The following is an 18,103-nucleotide window of genomic DNA, read 5'->3' on the forward strand; positions in this document are numbered from 1 at the left end:
CGCACCGCCGAAATCGGTGCTTCTCAGCTCCCCAACATCAGGTCCAGGAATCGTTCACTGCGGTCGGCGGTGGTGAGGGCATCGGTCGAGTCCATGAGGTGCAGCACCCCGATCCCGGTCGCGAAGGTGGTCTGGCCGCGCAGAGCCGCGTCCTCGGGGCTGAATCCGTAATCGAGGTAGGCCTTGGTGACGGCGACCAGCACGCGGTGATCGGCCGCGCGCACATTGGCCGCGGCGATGTCGTCGGAGCGGGCCCATTCGCGCATCGCGCGTTCCAGGGTCCAGTGCTGCGGGCTGAGCAGCTGCTGCATCATGCGTGACAGCCGTTCCCGCGGCGGCAGGTCCTCAAGTTCGGCCAGGGAGCGCCGATCCTGCTCCAGGAACGCATTCCAGGACGCCACCAGCGCGGCCCGGTAGCCCTTCATGTCGGTGAAGTGCCAGTAGAAGCTGCCGCGGGTGGCGCCGATCTGCTCACAGAGCCGCTCGATCTTCAGCGCCCGCATGCCGTCGGAGGCCAGCAGGGCGTACCCCGCCTGTATCCAGTCGTCGGCGGTCAAGCTCCCGGGCGTGCCCTTGCGTTCGCCTGCCATTCACTCAGGGTAAAGCGGACGCGACTCACCCCACCGCCGGCAGGTGCATCCCGAACGGCACCGCGCCGAGCAGCGTGACAGGCACGGCCTCGCCGCTGGGCACCGGATAGTGGCGCTGCTCGCCGGGACGCGCGCCGACGATCGCCTCGCCCAGCGGGGAGTTCACCGAATAGACCTCGAGGTCGCCGTATTCGGCGCCGCGGATGCCCAGCAGGAACGTCTCGATCTCGCCGGTCCGGTCGTAACGCACGGTCAGCACCATGCCGGGTTCGGCCACCCCGTCGTCGGGCGGATCCTCGCCGACGACGGCGTTGAGCAGCAGGTCGTGGATCTGCTGGATGCGGGTTTGGCGGGCCCGCTGGATGGCGACCTGGTTCTCGTCGGAATCCTCAGCTGCCTCGGTCGAGATCAGATCGCGCAGCGTCGACAGCTCGGTCTGCAGTCTCTCGTAAGCCTGCGGAGACAACCAAATGCGTTGGCTGACAGTCATTGTGGCTTCCTTCCGATGATGCGAAGTTGCCGTCAGGGGCGGGTTTCGTGCGCCGCCCCTGACGGCTGGTCAGCCCGTCAGGGCAATGTCGTGAATCGTCAGCGGAGAGGGTCGAATTCCCGCAGAACGTCGGGTTGCTTTCCGGTGGTGATGTATTCGGCGAGCACGCGGCCGGTGACCGGGCCGTGCGCCAGACCCCACATGCCGTGACCGCCCGCCACGTAAATGCGCTGTGCCACTTCGCCGATCAGCGGGCGACCGTCCGGCGTGACCGGTCGTGGGCCCACCCACACATCGGTGCGGGCATCCCAGTCCACACCGTCGAGCAGTGGGGCGGCCGACGCGATGATCGCGTCGACGCGCGGCGGCTGCACCGGATCGTCGGGGGAGCGGAACTCCATGGTCCCGGCCACCCGAAGCCCGCCCTGGTACGGCGTGCAGGCGACGCGGGCGTCGGGCAGGTAGACCGGCCCGAGGACCGGGCGGTGCACCGGCACCGTGAACGAGTATCCGCGCCCGGCCTGCACCGGCGTGCGGACCCACGGCTTGGCGAGCTTCGACAACCATGCGCCGGTGGCGATCACCGCGGTGTCGGCGTTCAGGGACCGGTCGGCCAGATCCACCGTGACCCCGGCACCCTCGGCCCGAACGTCGGTGACCTCGCCGATCACCAGTTGCGCGCCGCGGGCCGCGACGGCGTCGCCGAGGGCCTGCACGAAGCGGCCCGGATCGACGAAGCGCTGGCCCTCCACGCTGATGCCGGCGGTGATCGCCGTCGACGCCAGCGGGACGTGCTCGCGCAGCGTCTCACCGGACAGGCCGGTGACGGTCACGGTCTGGCCGACCGCGGCCATCCGGCGCAGTTCGGTCATCAGATGTTCGGCCTGCTGCGCGGTTTCGAACAGCGCCGTGATCGGTCCGTCGGTGGTCGGGACCGAAACCCCGTTGGCGGTCAGTACGTCGTAGGCCTCGAGGCACTCCTCGTTGAAGGGCACGTTGGCCTTGGCGGCCCGGGTCCACGTCGAGAGCCGGCAGTTCATGGCGAACCGGGCCAGGAACGCCAGTAGGCGGGGGCCCGACGTGAACGGGATGTGCAGGGGTGCGGCCGGATCGAACAGCGACCGCAGGCCGTAGCGCAGCACAGCCGGGTCGTTCAGCGGGATGGTCAGCGTCGGCGAGATCCAGCCGGCATTGCCCCATGACGCACCCGCGGCCACCCCGCGGCGGTCGACCACGGTGACCTCGACGCCACGCTCCTGAAGAAACCATGCCGTGGACAGGCCGACAATGCCTGCACCCACGACCACCGCCGTCCGCGGTCCGCCGTCAATGCGCTCGACCCCATTCATGCTCCCCATGGTGGGGCCGGTCAAGTCACCTGTGTTTGCGCCATCCCGACAATCTGTATGGGCGCGATTGTCGAATCACGACAACTCCTCACCCGCGGCCAGTTCGATCATCATCGCCAGTCGCTTGCGCGCATCAGTCAGGTCGAGCTGCGTCATCTCGGCCATCTTGCGCAGCCGGTAGCGCACGGTGTTCTCGTGCACGCCGAGCACCCGCCCGGCCCCGGCCAGATCGCCCTGGGCCTCCAGCCAGGCCCGCAGCGTCGCCGCGTACTGCGTGCCGTTGACCTGATCGTGGGCCCTCAACTCGGCGACCGGTCCTCGCTGCGGGGCCCGGCCGGAGCGGGCCGCGATCCGCAGGCGTTGCAGCAGGATCTCGTCCCAGGCCTCGTCGTAGACCGGGGCGGCGCCATCGCGACGCACCTCGTGCAGGGCCAGGCATTCGTCGGCCTCGCTGCGCGCCAGCGCCAGCTCGGCAGCGGTGGCCGGACCGCTGATCCCGGCCAGCACGGTCACCGGCTCGGGCAGCGCGGCGCGCAATCCCGTCACCCAGCCGCTCGCGGCGTCGGCGCCGGCGCCGGGCAGCACGGTGTAGACGGTGTTGCCGGCCAGGGCGCTGCGTCCGGGACGTGACCAGCCGAAGCCCGCGGTCGCCCGATCGAACGCCAGCAGCAGTGCGGCATGCCGCTCGTCGGCGGTCTGGGCCCGCAGCGCGATCACCCGCAGCGGCGTCTGCGGCAGCCCGAGCCGGCTGGCCGCCGTGGTGGCATCGGCGGCGCCCTCGAGCAGACGGATCACCAGCTCCGATTCCACCTGGCGTTCCAGATCGGCGCTGGCGCGTGAGCGCAGCAGGTGCAGTGCGACCATCCGGGCACCGTCGGCCAGCGCGGCCCGGCGCGCGTCGGGCAACGGGCCGGCACACGTCACCCAGATCGAGCCGAGCAGTTCGCGTCCGGCTCGGGCGGCCACCACCATCCGCCCGGTCAGACCGCGTTCGTCGTCGCCCTCGACGAACATCGGCTCATCGGATTCGGCCAGGTGCCGGAACACCCCGCGGTCTTCGAACAGGGCGCGCAGCCGTTCGGGTGCCCCGCGGCTCAGGATCGTCTCGACGCGGGCCGGGTCGGCGTGCTGCTGCAGCCGCGAGTACGCCAGCACCGCGCTGCGCCGGTCCTCGATGGTGACCGAACCGCCCACCGCATCGGCGAGGCTGTCGGCCAGTGCGAACAAATCGGTTGGGCCGCGCCCGGATTCGGTTTCCCGGCCCTCCAGGACGACGCCGTACACCACGGCCGCCAGCTCACTCCAGGAGACTTCGGGCTCGACCGTCATCACCGCGATGCGGTCATCGGTCACCGGTTCGTCGTCGGGACTGTGGGCGCCGCGGACCAGCACCACCACGGCACGTGCGGCAGCCGCCCACTGCACCGCTTCGGCGATCGAGGTGGCCCCGACGGCCAGCAGCACGTCGCCGATCACCTGGCCGGGTTCGTGCATCACGACGCTGCGCAGTTCGGTCGAGCGTGACGCCGGACCGGGTCCGTGGGCCGGGGCGCGCAGCCGGACCCCGTAGCCGCCCAGGACGTTGATCAGGCGGTCCAGAGTGACCACGGACTACGGTCCGGCGGCCAGCGTGGCCTTGCCGGTGTGCTGCTGACCGGCCTGGTCGAGCCAGGTCAGGCCGATGACATCGCCCGGGTAATGCCGATCAAGGACCAGTGTCAGCGTGCGGGCCGAATCCAGCCGGGCCCCCTCGATGCTGGTGAGCAGATCGCCCGGGATCAGCCCGGCCGCTTCTGCGGGTCCGCCGGGGATGACGTCCTGGACGATCACGCCGCCGTTCTGACGCTGCGCGGTGCGCACTCCGACGCCGAGCATGGTGGGCGGTCCGATGTGCACCGAGGGCGACGGCGTGCGGGCGCGGATCTGTCCGGCGATGCCCATGGCGTCATTGATAGGGATCGCGAATCCCTTACCGCCGGGGCCCATTCGGAAGTTCACCGACGCCGCCGTCGTCATACCCACAACCTGGCCGGCGTCGTTGACCACCGGCCCGCCCGAATCACCGGCACGTACCGGTGCGGCGAACTCGAACAGGCCGTTGATTTCATCGCTGGTACCGGTCAGCTCGTCCTCGGCGTTCACGGTCCGGTTGAATGCGCTCACGGTGCCGACCTCGTGGGTCAGCGGCGCGCCGCTGCCCCCGGCGTTACCGAGTGCGACCACGGGATGGCCCGGGGCCAGCGTGGCCGAATCGCCGATCGGTGCCGGCGCCAGGCCGGACGCTCCGTGCAGTTGCAACACGGCGATGTCGTTCTGCCGGTCATAACCGATCAGGTCGGCGGGGTACCGCTGGCCGCTGACGGTGGCGCTGATCGAGTTGGCGCCCTGCACGACGTGGTAGTTGGTCAGCACCTCGCCGCCGGGGGACAAGACGATGCCCGTCCCGATGCCGTAGGCCTGCTGGTAGTCGACCACCGTGTCGATGCGCGCGACGGACGGCTCGACCTGAGCGGCCACCGACTCGGGGTCACCAGGTGCGGCGCCGGCGGGCGCTGACGGGACGACGACGGCAACCGCGGCGGTCAGTGCCGCCGCGAGAATCATTTTGAACGGACGTGAGCCCACTTTGCTCATATACCCATCTTGGCTGGGCAAGAACCCGATGTCGACGCGATTGGGCTGCGTCAGTCTTCGGCGGTGACTTCGCCGCGCGAACGCCAGCCTCTGCGCTTGGTGCCGCTCTTGCTCGACGGCCGCTTGTTTCGCAGGGAAGTACCGGCCGACTTCTCGTCCGCGGCTTCCTCGGCAGGCTCGTCGGCCTCGTCGGACTCGGGCTCTGACTTCTCGTCCTCGGCTTCGGTCGCCTCAGCCTCAGCCGCGGGCTCGGTCTCAGCGGCTTCTTCGGCCTCGGCGGCTTCTTCGGTGACGGCCTTCTTGCGTCCGCGGCGCTCGGTCTTCTCGCGGGTCTTGACCGGCTTCGGCGGCGGGGGCGGCAACTCGGCCACGAAAGCCAGGTAGAAGCCGAAGATGCCGAGCAGGGCGATCGCGGCGGCGGCGCCGTAGATGCCGAACAGCCACGGCCCGAAGCTGTCCAGCGACAGCCAGATCTCGGAGATCGCGGCGCCGACGATCAGCACGGCGGCCGCCACGTGCAGGGAAATCGAGGCGGTCCGCAGGCGCAGCGCCAGCTCCGGGGTGGCCAGCTCGGGACGCTTGGTCCGCTGCAGCGTGAACACCACCGGCAGGGCCGCCAGACCGATCAGCACGCCGGTGACGATCCGCAGGATCAGCCCGAGCGTCGGCGAGGTCTCGCCGGTGAGTTCGGGCCAGCGGGGAAGGACGAAAAAGAAGTAGAGGCCGGCGGCCACGATCGAAAACGACACGTGCCAGATCACCGCGACGGTGCGGCCCATACTCCTCCTCGGGTACTTAATGGGCCGGGGTGCGACTGCTGATTCAGCAGGTCGCACCCCGGACCCGAGCGCGGAGGATAGGGGATTTGAACCCCTGAGGGCTGTTAACCCAACCCGCGTTCCAGGCGAGCGCCATAGGCCACTAGGCGAATCCTCCGTCGGCAATCGTAACCGACGCCCGAACCAGTCCCGTAAACGCCGGGGAAGGCGCGGGTATTACACTCGCTGTGGACCCCGCGCGGCGTCCATCCTGTGAACTCCCCCAGGGCCGGAAGGCAGCAAGGGTCAACGGGCTCTGGCGGGTGCGCGGGGTCCCCTTACGTTCAGGCTCTTTTTCCGTGAAAGGCGCGCGGTGTCGTTCCAGTCTCTCGGCCGCGACGATCTGCTCGCGCAGCACGAAATCCAGCAGCGCAACTACGCGGAGTTGCAGGCCAAGAAGCTGAGCCTCGACCTGACGCGCGGCAAGCCGGCCCCCGAGCAGCTGGACCTGTCCAACGCGCTGCTCTCATTGCCCGGCGACGATTATCGCGACCGTGCCGGCACCGACACCCGCAATTACGGCGGCCTGCACGGGCTCCCCGAACTGCGGGAGATCTTCGGTGAGCTGCTCGGCATCCCGGTGCAGAACCTGATCGCGGGTAACAACGCGAGCCTGGAGATGATGCACGACGTCATCGTGTTCTCGCTGCTGCACGGCGGCGTGGATTCGGTGCGGCCCTGGGCGCAGGAGCCGAAAGTGAAATTCCTGTGCCCGTCGCCGGGTTACGACCGGCACTTCGCGATCACCGAGTCCTTCGGCATCGAGATGGTCGCGGTGCCGATGCGCGAGGACGGGCCCGACGTCGACCTGATCGAAGAACTCGTCGCGGCCGATCCGGCGATCAAGGGCATGTGGTGCGTGCCGGTGTACGGCAACCCGACCGGGGTCACCTATTCCTGGGAGGTTGTCCGGCGTCTCGTCCAAATGCGTACGGCGGCAAACGATTTCCGGTTGATGTGGGACAACGCCTACGCGGTGCACACCCTGACCGACGAATTCATCCGACAGGTCGATGTGCTGGGGCTGGCCGAGGCGGCGGGCAACCCGAACCGTCCCCTGGTTTTCGCCTCGACCTCCAAGATCACCTTCGCCGGGGCGGGCGTGAGCTTCTTGGGCGGTTCGCTGGGCAACATCGCCTGGTACCTGCAGCACGCGGGCAAGAAGACGATCGGGCCGGACAAGGTCAACCAGCTGCGGCACAGCCGCTTCTTCGGCGACGCCGACGGTGTCCGGCTGCAGATGCAACGCCACCGGCAGCTGATCGCCCCCAAGTTCGCGCTGGTCGCCGAGATCCTCGAAGACCGGCTTGGGGAGTCGAAGATCGCGTCGTGGACCGACCCCAAGGGCGGCTACTTCGTGAGTTTCGACGTGTGGCCCGGCACCGCCAAGCGGACCGTCGCGCTGGCCAAGGACGCCGGGATCGCGGTGACCGAGGCGGGCTCGGCATTCCCGTACCGCAAGGACCCGGAGGACAAGAACATCCGCATCGCGCCGACGTTCCCGTCGCTGCCCGATGTGCGTGAGGCGATCGACGGCCTGGCCACCTGCGCCCTGCTGGCGGCGACCGAGTCACTGCTCGAGTCCTAGTCGGACCGGATCGGTAGCCTTCTTCCGTGGCTCTTTACCGCAAATACCGGCCGGCAAGCTTCGCGGAAGTCGTTGGCCAGGAACATGTCACCGAGCCGCTATCTACTGCGCTGACCGCGGGCCGGATCAACCACGCCTATCTGTTCTCCGGGCCGCGCGGCTGCGGTAAGACATCCTCGGCGCGCATCCTGGCCCGCTCGCTCAACTGTGAGCAGGGGCCCACGCCCACGCCGTGCGGCGTGTGCCCTTCCTGCGTCGCGCTGGCCCCCAACGGCCCGGGCAACCTGGACGTCACCGAACTCGACGCGGCCAGCCACGGCGGTGTGGACGACACCCGCGAGCTGCGCGATCGTGCGTTCTTCACCCCCGCTCAGTCGCGGTACCGCATCTTCATCATCGACGAAGCGCACATGGTCACCACGGCCGGTTTCAACGCGCTGCTCAAGATCGTCGAGGAGCCCCCCGAGCACCTGATCTTCGTCTTCGCCACCACCGAACCGGAGAAGGTGTTGCCGACCATCCGGTCGCGCACGCACCACTACCCGTTCCGGCTGCTGGCCCCCCGCACGATGCGCCCGCTGCTGGAGCGCATCTGCGCCGAGGAGAACGTCAACGTCGACGACGCGGTGTACCCGCTGGTCATCCGGGCCGGCGGCGGCTCACCTCGCGACACGCTCTCGGTGCTCGACCAGCTGCTGGCCGGGTCCGAGCAAAGTGCCGGCGGCAGCCACATCACCTATCAGCGGGCGCTGGCCCTGCTCGGCGCCACCGATATGGCGCTCATCGACGACGCCGTCGAGGCATTGGCTGCCGGGGATGCGGCCGCGTTGTTCGGTGCCGTGGAGGCGGTCATCGACGCCGGTCATGACCCGCGGCGGTTCGCCACCGATCTGCTGGAACGCTTCCGCGACCTGATCGTGCTGCAGGCCGTTCCCGACGCGGTCACCCGCGGTGTCGTCGACGCGCCGGCCGACGTGCTGGAACGCATGCGCGAGCAGGCCGCCAAGCTGGGTGCGGGCACGCTGACCCGCTATGCCGAGGTGGTGCACGCCGGTCTCGGCGAGATGCGCGGTGCCACCGCGCCGCGGTTGCTGCTGGAAGTGGTGTGCGCCCGGCTGCTGCTTCCCTCGGCACACGACACCGAATCGGCGCTGCTGCAGCGCATCGAACGCATCGAGACCCGGCTCGACCTGTCGATCCCCGCCGGTGAGGCCGCGGCATCGGCTGGTATCGGAGATGGTGGACGCACATCCGGACGGCACCGCGGATTTCGTCGAAGAAGTGGCATCACCGCTGCCGCTTCAGATCATCTGCGACATTATGGGCGTGCCGGACGAGAGCCCGACTTCGAGCCCGAGCCCGCCCCGGAACCCGAACCTGAGCCCGAGCCCGCTCCGGCACCCGCGGCGGTCACCCCCGGTGGTGAACCCAACGCCGCCGCCGTCCGCTCGATGTGGACGACGGTGCGCGAGAAGGTGCGTGAGCGCAGCCGCACCACCGAGGTGATGCTGTCCGGGGCGATTGTGCGCGCAGTCGAGGACAAAACTCTTGTGCTGTCCCATGACTCGCCACCGCTGGCCAAGCGGTTGACCGAGTCGCGCAATGCCGATGTGATCCGGGATGCGTTGAAGGACGCACTCGGGGTGGATTGGCAGATCCGCTGTGAGGTCGGCACCGCGGAGGCGGCCCCGCCGCCCCCACCGAAGGCCGCCAAGCCTCCGCCACGGGTGCCCACGCGACCGGGCCGGGTCATTCCCGAACCCGAGGCGGTGCCGGATCCGGAACCCCCGCCCTCTCCGGAGCAGGAAGAAGCAGAGATGCTCGCCGAAGCTTCACAGACCGAGGCCGGCCCGCGTCGTGACCCAGAAGAGGTCGCCCTGGAACTGCTGCAGAACGAGCTGGGCGCGCGAAAAATCGAGAGCTGACCTGTCGGCAGCCCGGTCTAGGGCGTCCACCACGGCCGCAGCGGCAGGCCGCCGTCGTTGCCGCGGTCATCGAGCTTGACGGCCAGAACTTGGTGTAGCTGAACCACATTCGTCTCGAAGCCCAGCCGTGAGCCGGCCATGTACAGGCCCCAGACCTTGGCGGTGGGCAGCCCGACTTCGGCCACCGCCTCGTCCCAGTGCTCGACGAGGTTGGCGCACCAGTCGCGCAGCGTCATCGCGTAGTGGTTGCGCAGGTTCTCCTCGTGCATCACCTCGAGGCCGACGTCCTGGACCTCGGTGATGATGCGCCCGGAGCCGGTGAGCTCCCCGTCGGGGAACACGTACCGGTCTATGAAGCCGCCCGCGGCCGCTCCGCTTCGGTTGTCGTGGCGGGTGATGCAGTGGTTGAGCAGCAGCGCGCCGGGACGCATCCTCGACTTCAGGAAGCCGAAGTACGACGGGTAGTTGTGCACTCCGATGTGCTCGGTCAGGCCGATCGATGACACCGCGTCGAACCCGGTCTCGGTGATGTCGCGGTAATCGGCGTGACGCACCTCGGCCAGGTCGCTGAGCCCCTCCTTGGCGATGGCCTCCTGGGCCCACCGCGCCTGCTCCTTGGACAGCGTCACCCCGAGGGCATTGACGCCGTGGCGCGCGGCGTAGCGCACCATGCCGCCCCACCCGCAACCGACGTCGAGCAGGCGGTCGCCGGGCTGCAGCCGCAGCTTCTCGAACACCAGCCGGTACTTGTTGTCCTGCGCGGTTTCCAGGCTGGCGTCGGCATCCGGGTAGCACGCGCAGGTGTAGGTCATCGACGGTCCGAGCACCCATTCGTAGAAGGTGTTCGACACGTCGTAGTGATGATGGATCGCCTCGGCGTCACGGGATTTGCTGTGCCGCAACCCTTCCACCACTCGCCGCCACCGCGGCAGCGCCTCCTGGGGAGGCGGCGCGATCGGCTTGAGGTGCTCGATGCCGATGGAGCGGACGATGTTGGCCAACACCAGGGCGGGCGGACGCTTGAAGGCCATCTTCTCGGCCAGTGCGCACAGTAGTGGGTACGGGTCGCCGGGATGTACCCCGTGCAGCTCAAGGTCACCGGACACATAGGCACGGGCCAGGCCCAGATCCCCTGGGGCGGTGGCCAGATAAGTGGTGCCGCGTGGCGTCTTGAGGTCGAGACCGAGGGTCGCGTCCGGGCGGCCCGCGGTGCTCCCGTCGTAGGCGGTGAACTTCAGCGGCTGCGAGCCCGACGCGAAGATCTCCAGGATCTCGGCCAGCTTGAGCTTGTGATCGGTTGCGTGCGTCGAGTGTTCTTTGAAGGTGGTCATCGCTGTTCTCCGTTCATCGGCGCAAGACGGCTTTCGAGTACAGGTCAAACAGACGCGAATCGGGGTCGTAGGACTTCTTGACGGTCTTGTAGGTCTCGCCGCCGTATAGCTGGTCGAAATCCTCACGCGGATAGTAGGAATCGGAATACAGGGATTTGTGGCCGTCGAGTTCGCTGACCTTGGCCTCGATCAGCTTGTTCGTGTGGCCCTCCACCGGGCCCACCGGTACCGAGGACCAGAAGCCGACGTTGACGTAGGTGTGGTGGGCGCGAAGGGGATACAAGGGCCAGCCGGCGCCGCTGCGGTCGTCCTCACGTAGCCGCAGCGGGCACAGCCAGATGGGCTCGATCGGCACGTTGTCCAGGAACCAGGTGAGGAACTGCGCGCACCGTTCGATGGGCACCTCGACGTCCTGCACCACCCGCTCCCGGGGTGGGCGTCCGTAGTGCGTCTCGATCCGGTCGGCGATGTTGAACCGCTGGTCGTAGCCCACCAGCTTCCAGTAGAAACTGCTGCGCCGCAGCCGGCGTGGCCAGAACCGCCGGATCATCGGGTTCTGTGCGCCGAATGCCCGCGAGCACCAGAACCAGTCGGTGTCCCACCGCCACAGGTAGTCGTGAATCGTCAGCCGGTCGTGCTTCTCACCTTCTGGGTGCTGGATCGACCGGTAGTAGATGTTCTGGCCGGTGTAGTCGCTGACCGGGCCCGGCGTGGTCGTCTTGAAACCGACGCACAGGTAGCTCTCGTCGGCGCTGAACACCACGCCGTCGAGGTAATCGACCGGCTCGCCGTCGAGCCCACCGGTCTCGATGATGCGATCCATGGCCGCGACGAGGTCGGCCAGCGAGTGAAATCGTAGGTGGCGCAAGGCGACAAACGGCGCGACGGGTTCCAGCTCGATCCGCAGCCGGGTCGAATAACCCAGCGTGCCATAGGAGTTGGGGAATGTGCGGAACAGATCGGCGTGCTGATCCGCAGATGCGGTGACGATCTCACCGGCTCCGGTGAGAATGTCCATCTCCAGCACAGATTCGTGCGGCAGGCCGTTGCGAAATGACGTCGACTCGATGCCCAGTCCGGTGACCGCGCCGCCCAGCGTGATGGTCTTGAGCTGTGGCACCACCAGCGGCGCCAGGCCGTGCGGCAGCGTCGCCGCCACCAGATCCTCATAGGTGCACATACCCGCCACATCGGCGGTTCGGGCTTCGGCGTCGACCGCGATCACCTTGGTCAGCCCCGATACGTCCAGACCCTTGGTATTGCTGCGATCTCGCGCACGGAAGAGGTTCGACGTGGGCTTGGCAAGCCGCACCGTCGAATTGGGCGGTATGGCGCGGTAACTGTCCAGTAGGCGCTGCACGCCCATGGCATGGACAGCTTGTGCGTCAGTCGTAACAACGGACACACATATACGCTAGTCGGAGGTTGCCGACGATGCGACCGCAGACACGAGTTAAAGGAGTTTCAGTCATGGGACAGGTCAGTGCGGTCAGCACGGTTCTGATCAACGCCGAGCCGGCCGCTGTGTTCGCCGCGATCGCGGACTACCAGACCGTGCGCCCGAAGATCCTTTCCTCGCACTACCGCGATTACCAGGTGCTCGAGGGTGGTCAGGGCGCCGGCACCGTGGCCGGCTGGAAGCTGCAGGCCACCGAGTCCCGCGTGCGTGACATCAAGGCATCGGTGGACGTGGCCGGCCACACGGTGATCGAGAAGGACGCCAACTCCAGCCTGGTGACCAACTGGACCGTGGCCCCGGCGGGCAACGGATCGTCGGTCAATCTCAAGACCAGCTGGACCGGTGCCGGCGGCATCAAGGGTTTCTTCGAGAAGACCTTCGCGCCGCTGGGCCTGCGCAAGATCCAGGACGAGGTGCTGGCCAACCTGAAGAAGGAACTCGAGAGCTAGCGCGCCGGAGCCGGGGCAGCGACCGCCTGGCTGCCCAGGTAGGCCGTGACACCCCGGACGATGGCCTCGGCGTACTTCTGCCGGCCCTCCGGGGTCTTCATCAGGCTGGAGTCGACCGGGTTCTTCATGTTGCCGCACTCGACGAGGATCGACGGGAACTGCGCCAGGTTCAGCCCGGCGATGTCGGAGCGGGCGTCCAGACCACCTGAGCCGATGTAGGTGGCGGGCGGGATGCCCGACGCGGACAGCTGATCCCGCATGGTCTTGGCGAACTGGACCGACGGTCCGGCCTGCACATTGTTCAGCGGCGGCGACGAGTAGAGCACGTGGAAGCCGCGGCCGTTGGCCGGGCCGCCGTCGGCGTGGATGGACACGATGGCGTTGGGTCGCAGGGCGTTGGCCATCGAGGCCCGCTCATCGACGCATGGTCCCAGCGCGTTGTCGTTGCCGCGCGACATCGCGGTACGCACGCCCATCTGGTTCAGCAGGGCGCGGACCCGCAGCGTGGTGTCCCAGGTGAAGGTGTGCTCGGGGAAGCCGTCCTCGGTGGAGGTGCCGCTGGCCTGGCAGTCCTTGGTGCCGCCGCGGCCGGTGGGCACCTGACGGCTGATCGACGCGTCGTTGGCGCCGTTGTGGCCGGGATCGAGGAACACGATCATGCCGGCGATGTTGGCGGGGGCGGCGTTGGCGTGGGGAGCGTCGACGACGGCGGGGACGGCCGCAGCGACGATGACGCTGCTGACCATGGCGGTGCCGACACGCACACAGGCTGGGACTCGCACGGGCGCCACGCTAGCCCGCACGCCGACTAGGCTGAAAGTCCGAATCGCCGCCGACAGGCGAGAGCAACCAAGTCGAGACCAAGACTTAATCAACACGGCAAGGGGACCACTCATGCAACCCGGAGGCACGCCCGACATGTCGGCCCTGCTGGCGCAGGCGCAGCAGGTACAGCAGCAGCTCATGGAGGCGCAGGAGGCGCTGGCCAACTCAGAGGTGCACGGCCAGGCCGGCGGCGGGCTCGTCCAGGTCACGGTCAAGGGCAGCGGGGAGGTGGTCGCGGTGGCGATCGATCCCAAGGTCGTCGACCCTGAGGATGTCGAGACCCTGCAGGACCTCATCGTCGGGGCCCTTGCCGATGCCTCCAATCAGGTGACCACCCTGGCGCAGAGCCGTCTGGGCCCGCTGGCCGGCGGGCTGGGCGGGTTCGGACTTCCGGGGCTGTAAGTGTTCGAAGGCCCGGTTCAGGATCTGATCGACGAGCTCGGCAAGCTGCCCGGTATCGGGCCCAAGAGCGCGCAGCGGATCGCTTTCCACCTGCTGAGCGTCGAGCCGCCGGACATCGATCGGCTGACCGCGGTACTGGGCCGCATCCGTGACGGCGTCACCTTCTGCGCGGTGTGCGGCAACGTCTCCGATGAGGAACGCTGCCGGATCTGTAAGGATCCCCGCCGCGACGCCTCACTTGTGTGCGTGGTCGAGGAGCCCAAGGACGTGCAGGCCGTCGAGCGCACCCGCGAATTCCGCGGTCGCTACCACGTGCTGGGCGGCGCGTTGGATCCGTTGTCCGGCATCGGGCCCGACCAATTGCGCATCCGGGAGCTGCTCAACCGGATCGGTGAACGTGTCGACGGCGTCGACGTGGCTGAGGTGATCATCGCCACCGACCCCAACACCGAGGGTGAGGCGACGGCCACCTATCTGGTGCGGATGCTGCGCGACATCCCGGGCCTGACCGTCACCCGCATCGCCTCAGGCCTGCCGATGGGCGGCGATCTGGAGTTCGCAGACGAGCTCACCCTGGGCCGGGCTTTGGCCGGCCGTCGCGCGATGGCTTAGCCCCTTTCCGCCGAAACGGCATTCCAGCAGGCCTCTACCCGCACTTTTCCTGCTGGAATGCGGTTTCGGCGGACATGTCATACCCAAGGGCAAGCATCTGCCCATGGGGGAGATATTCATCGGCACTGAGGCGGTTGCCGGCGGCCTCGTCACGAGGCATGAACTGCAGCGTTGGTACCGGCCGATCTTTCGGAACGTCCACGTGCCGAAGGGCCAGTCGTTGTCGCTTCGAGATCGCACCACCGCGGCTTTTCTGTGGACGCGGCGCGAGGGCATCGTGACAGGCGTTGCGGCCTCGGCGCTGCACGGCGCAGAGTGGGTGGACGACGACGTCGCAGTCGAGCTGATCTGGGACTACATCCGGTCGCCATCGGGCATCGTCGCCCGGCACGAGCGGATCGCGGACGACGAGATCACCTGCGTTGCAGGCATTCCGGTGACGACGCCGGCGCGCACGGCTTTCGATCTCGGCCGATTCTTACCACGCAAAAAGGCCCTCGAACGCCTGGATGCGTTGATGCGCGCGTGTCCGTTTTCCGTCGAGGACGTGCTCTTGCTGGCCAAACGCTATCGAGGTGCCCGCGGGGTGGCGAAGCTCAAGGCTGTGCTGCCGCTGGTGGACGGTGGCGCGGCGTCACCTCCGGAGACTCGGCTGCGGCTGCTCTACATCGATGCCGGGCTGCCGCGGCCGGCGACCCAGATCGCCATCGTCGACGAGTGGGGGCGCGTCGTTCGCACAGTCGACATGGGCTGGGAGGAGTTTCAGGTCGCCTCGGAGTATGACGGTGGCCAGCACCAGACGGACCGTGCTCAGTACGTCAAGGATCTGAAGGTGTTGCCGAAACTGGCCCAGCTCGGATGGGACGTCATGCGGGTCATCAAGGAGGATCACGAAACTGAGGTCATCCAACGGGCCTTCCGTGCATTGACCGCCCGCGGGTGGGACCCCAGACACCGCGAAACCGCATTCCAGCAGGCAAAGTTCAAGTAGAGGCCTGCTGGAATGCGGTTTCGGCGGAACTTTCAGGATCAGTGGCTAGTCCTTGTGGGCGCCACCGCTCTTGTGGCCGGCCTTGCCGGTGGCGGAGTGGCCCTTGTCCGCACCCGAGCTACCCGCAGCGCTGGAGCTGTCGGTGGTCTTCCCCGCCAACCGCTGAGTGGCCTTCTTGATGTTGTCGCGGATCTGCTTCGCCGGGTTCGCGGTGACGTCCGGCTTCTTGACCGCCGTCTTGACCGACACCGACGTTTTGGCCGGTGCCTTGGTCGAGGTCGAATCCGAGGTCGAGGTCGAATCCGAGGTCGAGTCGTCCGCGTGGGATGTCGCCACGGGGCTGACTGCTGTGGTCTCCGCATCCGAAGCTGTTGCCGGATCGGTCTCGGCGGCAGGAGCGCTGAGCGTGACGGTACGCGCCGGGACGCCGCTGCTGAGTGCGTTGACGGGTGTGCCGGCCAGCTTGGCGGAGCGGACTGCCGTCGACGAGGTGGCCGGTGCCAGTGGGTTCGGGTCGAGCACGTCGGCGATGGTCTTGGGCAGATCGAGCAGGGATGCGATGGGTCCGCTGCCCAGGACGCCGAGCGGGGACGACGGAGACAACAGTCCTGGGACCGGGATGATCCCCAGAATCGTGCCCTTGCCGTTGAGGAATGCGTCCGTGAGGGTCGCCGGTGCGTTGATCAGCGCGCTGGCGGCAGCTTCCGTATCTCCGGCGTTGACAGCCTTGACGACTTCTTCGGCGGTTGCGGCCAGTCCGTTCACCACCGACAGGATCGGGAAGGCGGCCGGCAGTGCCACCGCGGTCACGATGTTCGGCACCTGTTTGATCACGTTCACGACGTTTTGCGCCGTGGTGTTGACCGCGGACCACGTGTTGTTCGTGACGTCGAGCAGGCCGAGGATCGCCGGAAGGAGGCTCAAGGTCAGGCCGTCTACGGCGGCCGTGATCTCGCCCTGGGAGATCAGGTCGGAAGCCGTCTGCAAGGCCTCGGGTAGGCCCTGAAGCGTGGTCGTGAGGCTCTCCGCATAGGCCTGAAGCGTGTTGCCGACGACCGTTGCGTTGCCGATCTGATTGCTGATGATGGTCCGCAACACCGGGAAGTCGTTGGCCAGCAGTTGCTCGCCGAGCGCCTGCAGGTTGGTACCCGCGTTGGACAGGGTCTGTGCCCACGCATCCAGCGGGTTGGTCAGAGCATTAAGCGTCACTGCTGCCGATGACGCATGAATGGCGGGCAGTTGAATGTCCGTCGGGGTTGGCGCGACCGGGCTGACGGCAATGACGCCCGCGCCGGCCAGGGCCACACCGGCAGTCAGGTATGAGCGAACAGCGGTTTGCATCAATCTATTCCTTTGCTTGCTCCTTAAGGCGGAGCTGATACTTACTTGAAAGTAATAACAGATTGAACACATATCGCCACGTCAAGTCCATAGTTAGTTCACATAATGAGACGGCCTAGGCTTCTGGGGATGCATCGATTCGTTTGCCAAGGCATTCGAATGGAGATCCCGACCCCCGGGCTATGGCAAACAACTCGACGGCCCGGCTTCGCACCCTGAATCAGGGGTCGGGGCCGATGTGGCGGGGCCCGTCACTGGTTTGCCCAATGGGCCATCAATGGTCTACTAAATGGTCCTACTGGCCGGTAGCTTTGGCTGAAGGTGACGCGTCGCAATTTGCGGCGATGATGTGAGGAAGGCGACTATTCGGATCGGTGCGGGCCTGGATCACGCCTTCGCCGAACCGACGCCGGCAATCATAGGGTTTACACAGGTAGCAATTTTGTCCGGTTCGCGGACACAGCGTGAAGATCTGTCGTCAAAGCCGGCGACGGGCTTCTCGTCGCGAGCAACTAGCGTCGTGTCATGCCCGATCTACTCTTGATGGCGCCCTCGCTGTACCGACTGCGGATCCCCGGCGGCCAGGCTCATCTGCTCAACAGCTACCTGTGGACCGAGCCCGACGGTGTGACGCTGATCGACACCGGCTGGTCCGACAGTGCGGAGTTGATCGCCGATGCGCTCGCCGAACTGCGCCTGCGACGGATTCACGTCAAGCGCATCGTGCTCACCCATTTTCACGAAGACCACTGCGGTGCGGCCGCCGAAATCGCCGACTGGTCTGACGTGGAGGTCATAGCAGGCAAGGGTGACGCCGAGTTCGTCCGCGGGTGCGAACCCGGGCCGTTGCCGGTGCTGACCGACGCGGAGCGCACGCTCCGTCCGGATTTCGACGCCTCGCCGCATGGCCCGGCCTGCCGGGTGGACGCGGTGGTGGGCGACGGTGACGTGTTGGATTTCGCCGGCGGGGCCCAGGTGATCGGAGTGCCCGGCCACACGCCGGGCAGCATCGCGCTCTATCTCCCGGCGGCCGACGCAGTGCTCACCGGCGACGTGGTTGCCGAGTTCAACGGCCAGGTGATCCTCGGTGTCTTCAACACCGACCGCGCCGAGCTCGCGGACTCGGTGGCCAAGCTTGCCGCTACGGGCGCGCAGATCGCTGGATTCGGCCATGGCGAGCCGATTCTGGCCGATGCCGCGGCCAAGATCGCCGCGGCCGCCGACGTCTTCGCCTAGCTCGTCGAAATGGCATTCCAGCAGAGAAAGTGCGAGTAGGCCCCTGCTGGAATGCGGTTTCGG

General features: G+C 67.5%; 17 protein-coding genes, 1 tRNA gene and 1 other RNA gene. 8 read left to right on the top strand and 11 right to left on the bottom strand.

Annotated elements, in window-relative coordinates:
* Positions 1-23 precede the first annotated feature (23 nt).
* The 7 genes from BN2156_RS22735 to BN2156_RS22765 all read right to left on the bottom strand — a co-directional run bounded on the left by BN2156_RS22735 (position 24) and on the right by BN2156_RS22765 (position 5,999).
* Positions 24-590: a TetR/AcrR family transcriptional regulator gene (locus tag BN2156_RS22735; RefSeq protein WP_090517125.1), complete on the bottom strand. Its 567-nt coding sequence runs from the start codon at positions 588-590 to the stop codon at positions 24-26.
* A 25-nt stretch (positions 591-615) separates the two neighbouring features.
* Positions 616-1,080 carry a GreA/GreB family elongation factor gene (locus BN2156_RS22740; protein ID WP_090517126.1) on the bottom strand — a complete coding sequence of 155 codons (465 nt, stop codon included), beginning with the start codon at positions 1,078-1,080 and terminating at the stop codon, positions 616-618.
* A gap of 98 nt (positions 1,081-1,178) precedes the next feature.
* The gene (locus tag BN2156_RS22745; protein ID WP_090517127.1) at positions 1,179-2,429 is read right to left on the bottom strand and encodes an NAD(P)/FAD-dependent oxidoreductase; all 1,251 of its coding nucleotides are present in this window, start codon (positions 2,427-2,429) and stop codon (positions 1,179-1,181) included.
* Positions 2,430-2,504: 75 nt separating this feature from the next.
* Entirely contained in the window at positions 2,505-4,037 is a 1,533-nt protein-coding gene (locus BN2156_RS22750; RefSeq protein ID WP_090517128.1) for a PucR family transcriptional regulator, read from the bottom strand.
* A 3-nt stretch (positions 4,038-4,040) separates the two neighbouring features.
* Complete coding sequence (locus tag BN2156_RS22755) at positions 4,041-5,063, bottom strand: S1C family serine protease (RefSeq protein ID WP_090517129.1); 1,023 nt, start codon at positions 5,061-5,063, stop codon at positions 4,041-4,043.
* 50 nt (positions 5,064-5,113) lie between these two features.
* Complete coding sequence (locus tag BN2156_RS22760) at positions 5,114-5,842, bottom strand: lipid uptake coordinator LucA (protein WP_090517130.1); 729 nt, start codon at positions 5,840-5,842, stop codon at positions 5,114-5,116.
* Between the two features lie 71 nt (positions 5,843-5,913).
* A tRNA-Ser gene (locus BN2156_RS22765) sits at positions 5,914-5,999 on the bottom strand.
* A 69-nt stretch (positions 6,000-6,068) separates the two neighbouring features.
* Between BN2156_RS22765 and ffs the strand changes: the two genes are divergently transcribed.
* From ffs to BN2156_RS22780, 3 genes are all read left to right on the top strand, one after another.
* Positions 6,069-6,163, top strand: an RNA gene (gene ffs / locus BN2156_RS22770) — signal recognition particle sRNA small type.
* A 31-nt stretch (positions 6,164-6,194) separates the two neighbouring features.
* Positions 6,195-7,469, top strand: a complete 1,275-nt coding sequence (locus BN2156_RS22775) for an aspartate aminotransferase type Ic (RefSeq protein WP_090517131.1) — start codon at positions 6,195-6,197, stop codon at positions 7,467-7,469.
* Positions 7,470-7,495: 26 nt separating this feature from the next.
* Entirely contained in the window at positions 7,496-9,394 is a 1,899-nt protein-coding gene (locus BN2156_RS22780; RefSeq protein ID WP_090517132.1) for a DNA polymerase III subunits gamma/tau, read from the top strand.
* A 17-nt stretch (positions 9,395-9,411) separates the two neighbouring features.
* Here the strand turns inward: BN2156_RS22780 and BN2156_RS22785 are convergent, their stop codons facing one another.
* Both BN2156_RS22785 and BN2156_RS22790 read right to left on the bottom strand, forming a co-directional pair.
* Positions 9,412-10,725 (bottom strand): class I SAM-dependent methyltransferase, encoded by a 1,314-nt coding sequence (locus BN2156_RS22785; RefSeq protein WP_090517133.1) that lies wholly within the window; start codon positions 10,723-10,725, stop codon positions 9,412-9,414.
* Between the two features lie 13 nt (positions 10,726-10,738).
* On the bottom strand, positions 10,739-12,130 hold the full coding sequence (locus BN2156_RS22790; RefSeq protein ID WP_090517134.1) for an FAD-binding oxidoreductase: 1,392 nt from the start codon (positions 12,128-12,130) through the stop codon (positions 10,739-10,741).
* A 65-nt stretch (positions 12,131-12,195) separates the two neighbouring features.
* On the opposite strand from BN2156_RS22790, the gene BN2156_RS22795 reads away from it, so the two are divergent.
* The gene (locus BN2156_RS22795; protein WP_090517135.1) at positions 12,196-12,633 is read left to right on the top strand and encodes an SRPBCC family protein; all 438 of its coding nucleotides are present in this window, start codon (positions 12,196-12,198) and stop codon (positions 12,631-12,633) included.
* Here BN2156_RS22795 and BN2156_RS22800 read toward each other — a convergent pair.
* A complete protein-coding gene (locus BN2156_RS22800) occupies positions 12,630-13,379 on the bottom strand; it encodes an Rv3717 family N-acetylmuramoyl-L-alanine amidase (RefSeq protein ID WP_162839254.1) in 750 nt (249 codons plus the stop codon). The two genes, BN2156_RS22795 and BN2156_RS22800, sit on opposite strands and share 4 nt — an antisense overlap.
* Before the next feature lie 148 nt (positions 13,380-13,527).
* On the opposite strand from BN2156_RS22800, the gene BN2156_RS22805 reads away from it, so the two are divergent.
* The 3 genes from BN2156_RS22805 (at position 13,528) to BN2156_RS22815 (ending at position 15,463) form a co-directional block, all read left to right on the top strand.
* Complete coding sequence (locus BN2156_RS22805) at positions 13,528-13,860, top strand: YbaB/EbfC family nucleoid-associated protein (RefSeq protein ID WP_029108512.1); 333 nt, start codon at positions 13,528-13,530, stop codon at positions 13,858-13,860.
* Positions 13,861-14,472 (top strand): recombination mediator RecR, encoded by a 612-nt coding sequence (gene recR, locus BN2156_RS22810; protein WP_075923608.1) that lies wholly within the window; start codon positions 13,861-13,863, stop codon positions 14,470-14,472.
* Positions 14,473-14,575: 103 nt separating this feature from the next.
* Positions 14,576-15,463, top strand: coding sequence for a type IV toxin-antitoxin system AbiEi family antitoxin (locus tag BN2156_RS22815; RefSeq protein WP_090517137.1), 888 nt, complete (start codon positions 14,576-14,578; stop codon positions 15,461-15,463).
* A gap of 45 nt (positions 15,464-15,508) precedes the next feature.
* On the opposite strand, the gene BN2156_RS22820 is transcribed toward BN2156_RS22815, so the two are convergent.
* The gene (locus BN2156_RS22820; protein WP_131725194.1) at positions 15,509-16,804 is read right to left on the bottom strand and encodes a hypothetical protein; all 1,296 of its coding nucleotides are present in this window, start codon (positions 16,802-16,804) and stop codon (positions 15,509-15,511) included.
* A 525-nt stretch (positions 16,805-17,329) separates the two neighbouring features.
* Between BN2156_RS22820 and BN2156_RS22825 the strand changes: the two genes are divergently transcribed.
* On the top strand, positions 17,330-18,040 hold the full coding sequence (locus BN2156_RS22825; protein ID WP_090517139.1) for an MBL fold metallo-hydrolase: 711 nt from the start codon (positions 17,330-17,332) through the stop codon (positions 18,038-18,040).
* The last annotated feature ends 63 nt before the right edge of the window (positions 18,041-18,103 follow it).

The organism is Mycolicibacterium neworleansense, assembly GCF_001245615.1.
Lineage (GTDB): Bacteria > Actinomycetota > Actinomycetes > Mycobacteriales > Mycobacteriaceae > Mycobacterium > Mycobacterium neworleansense.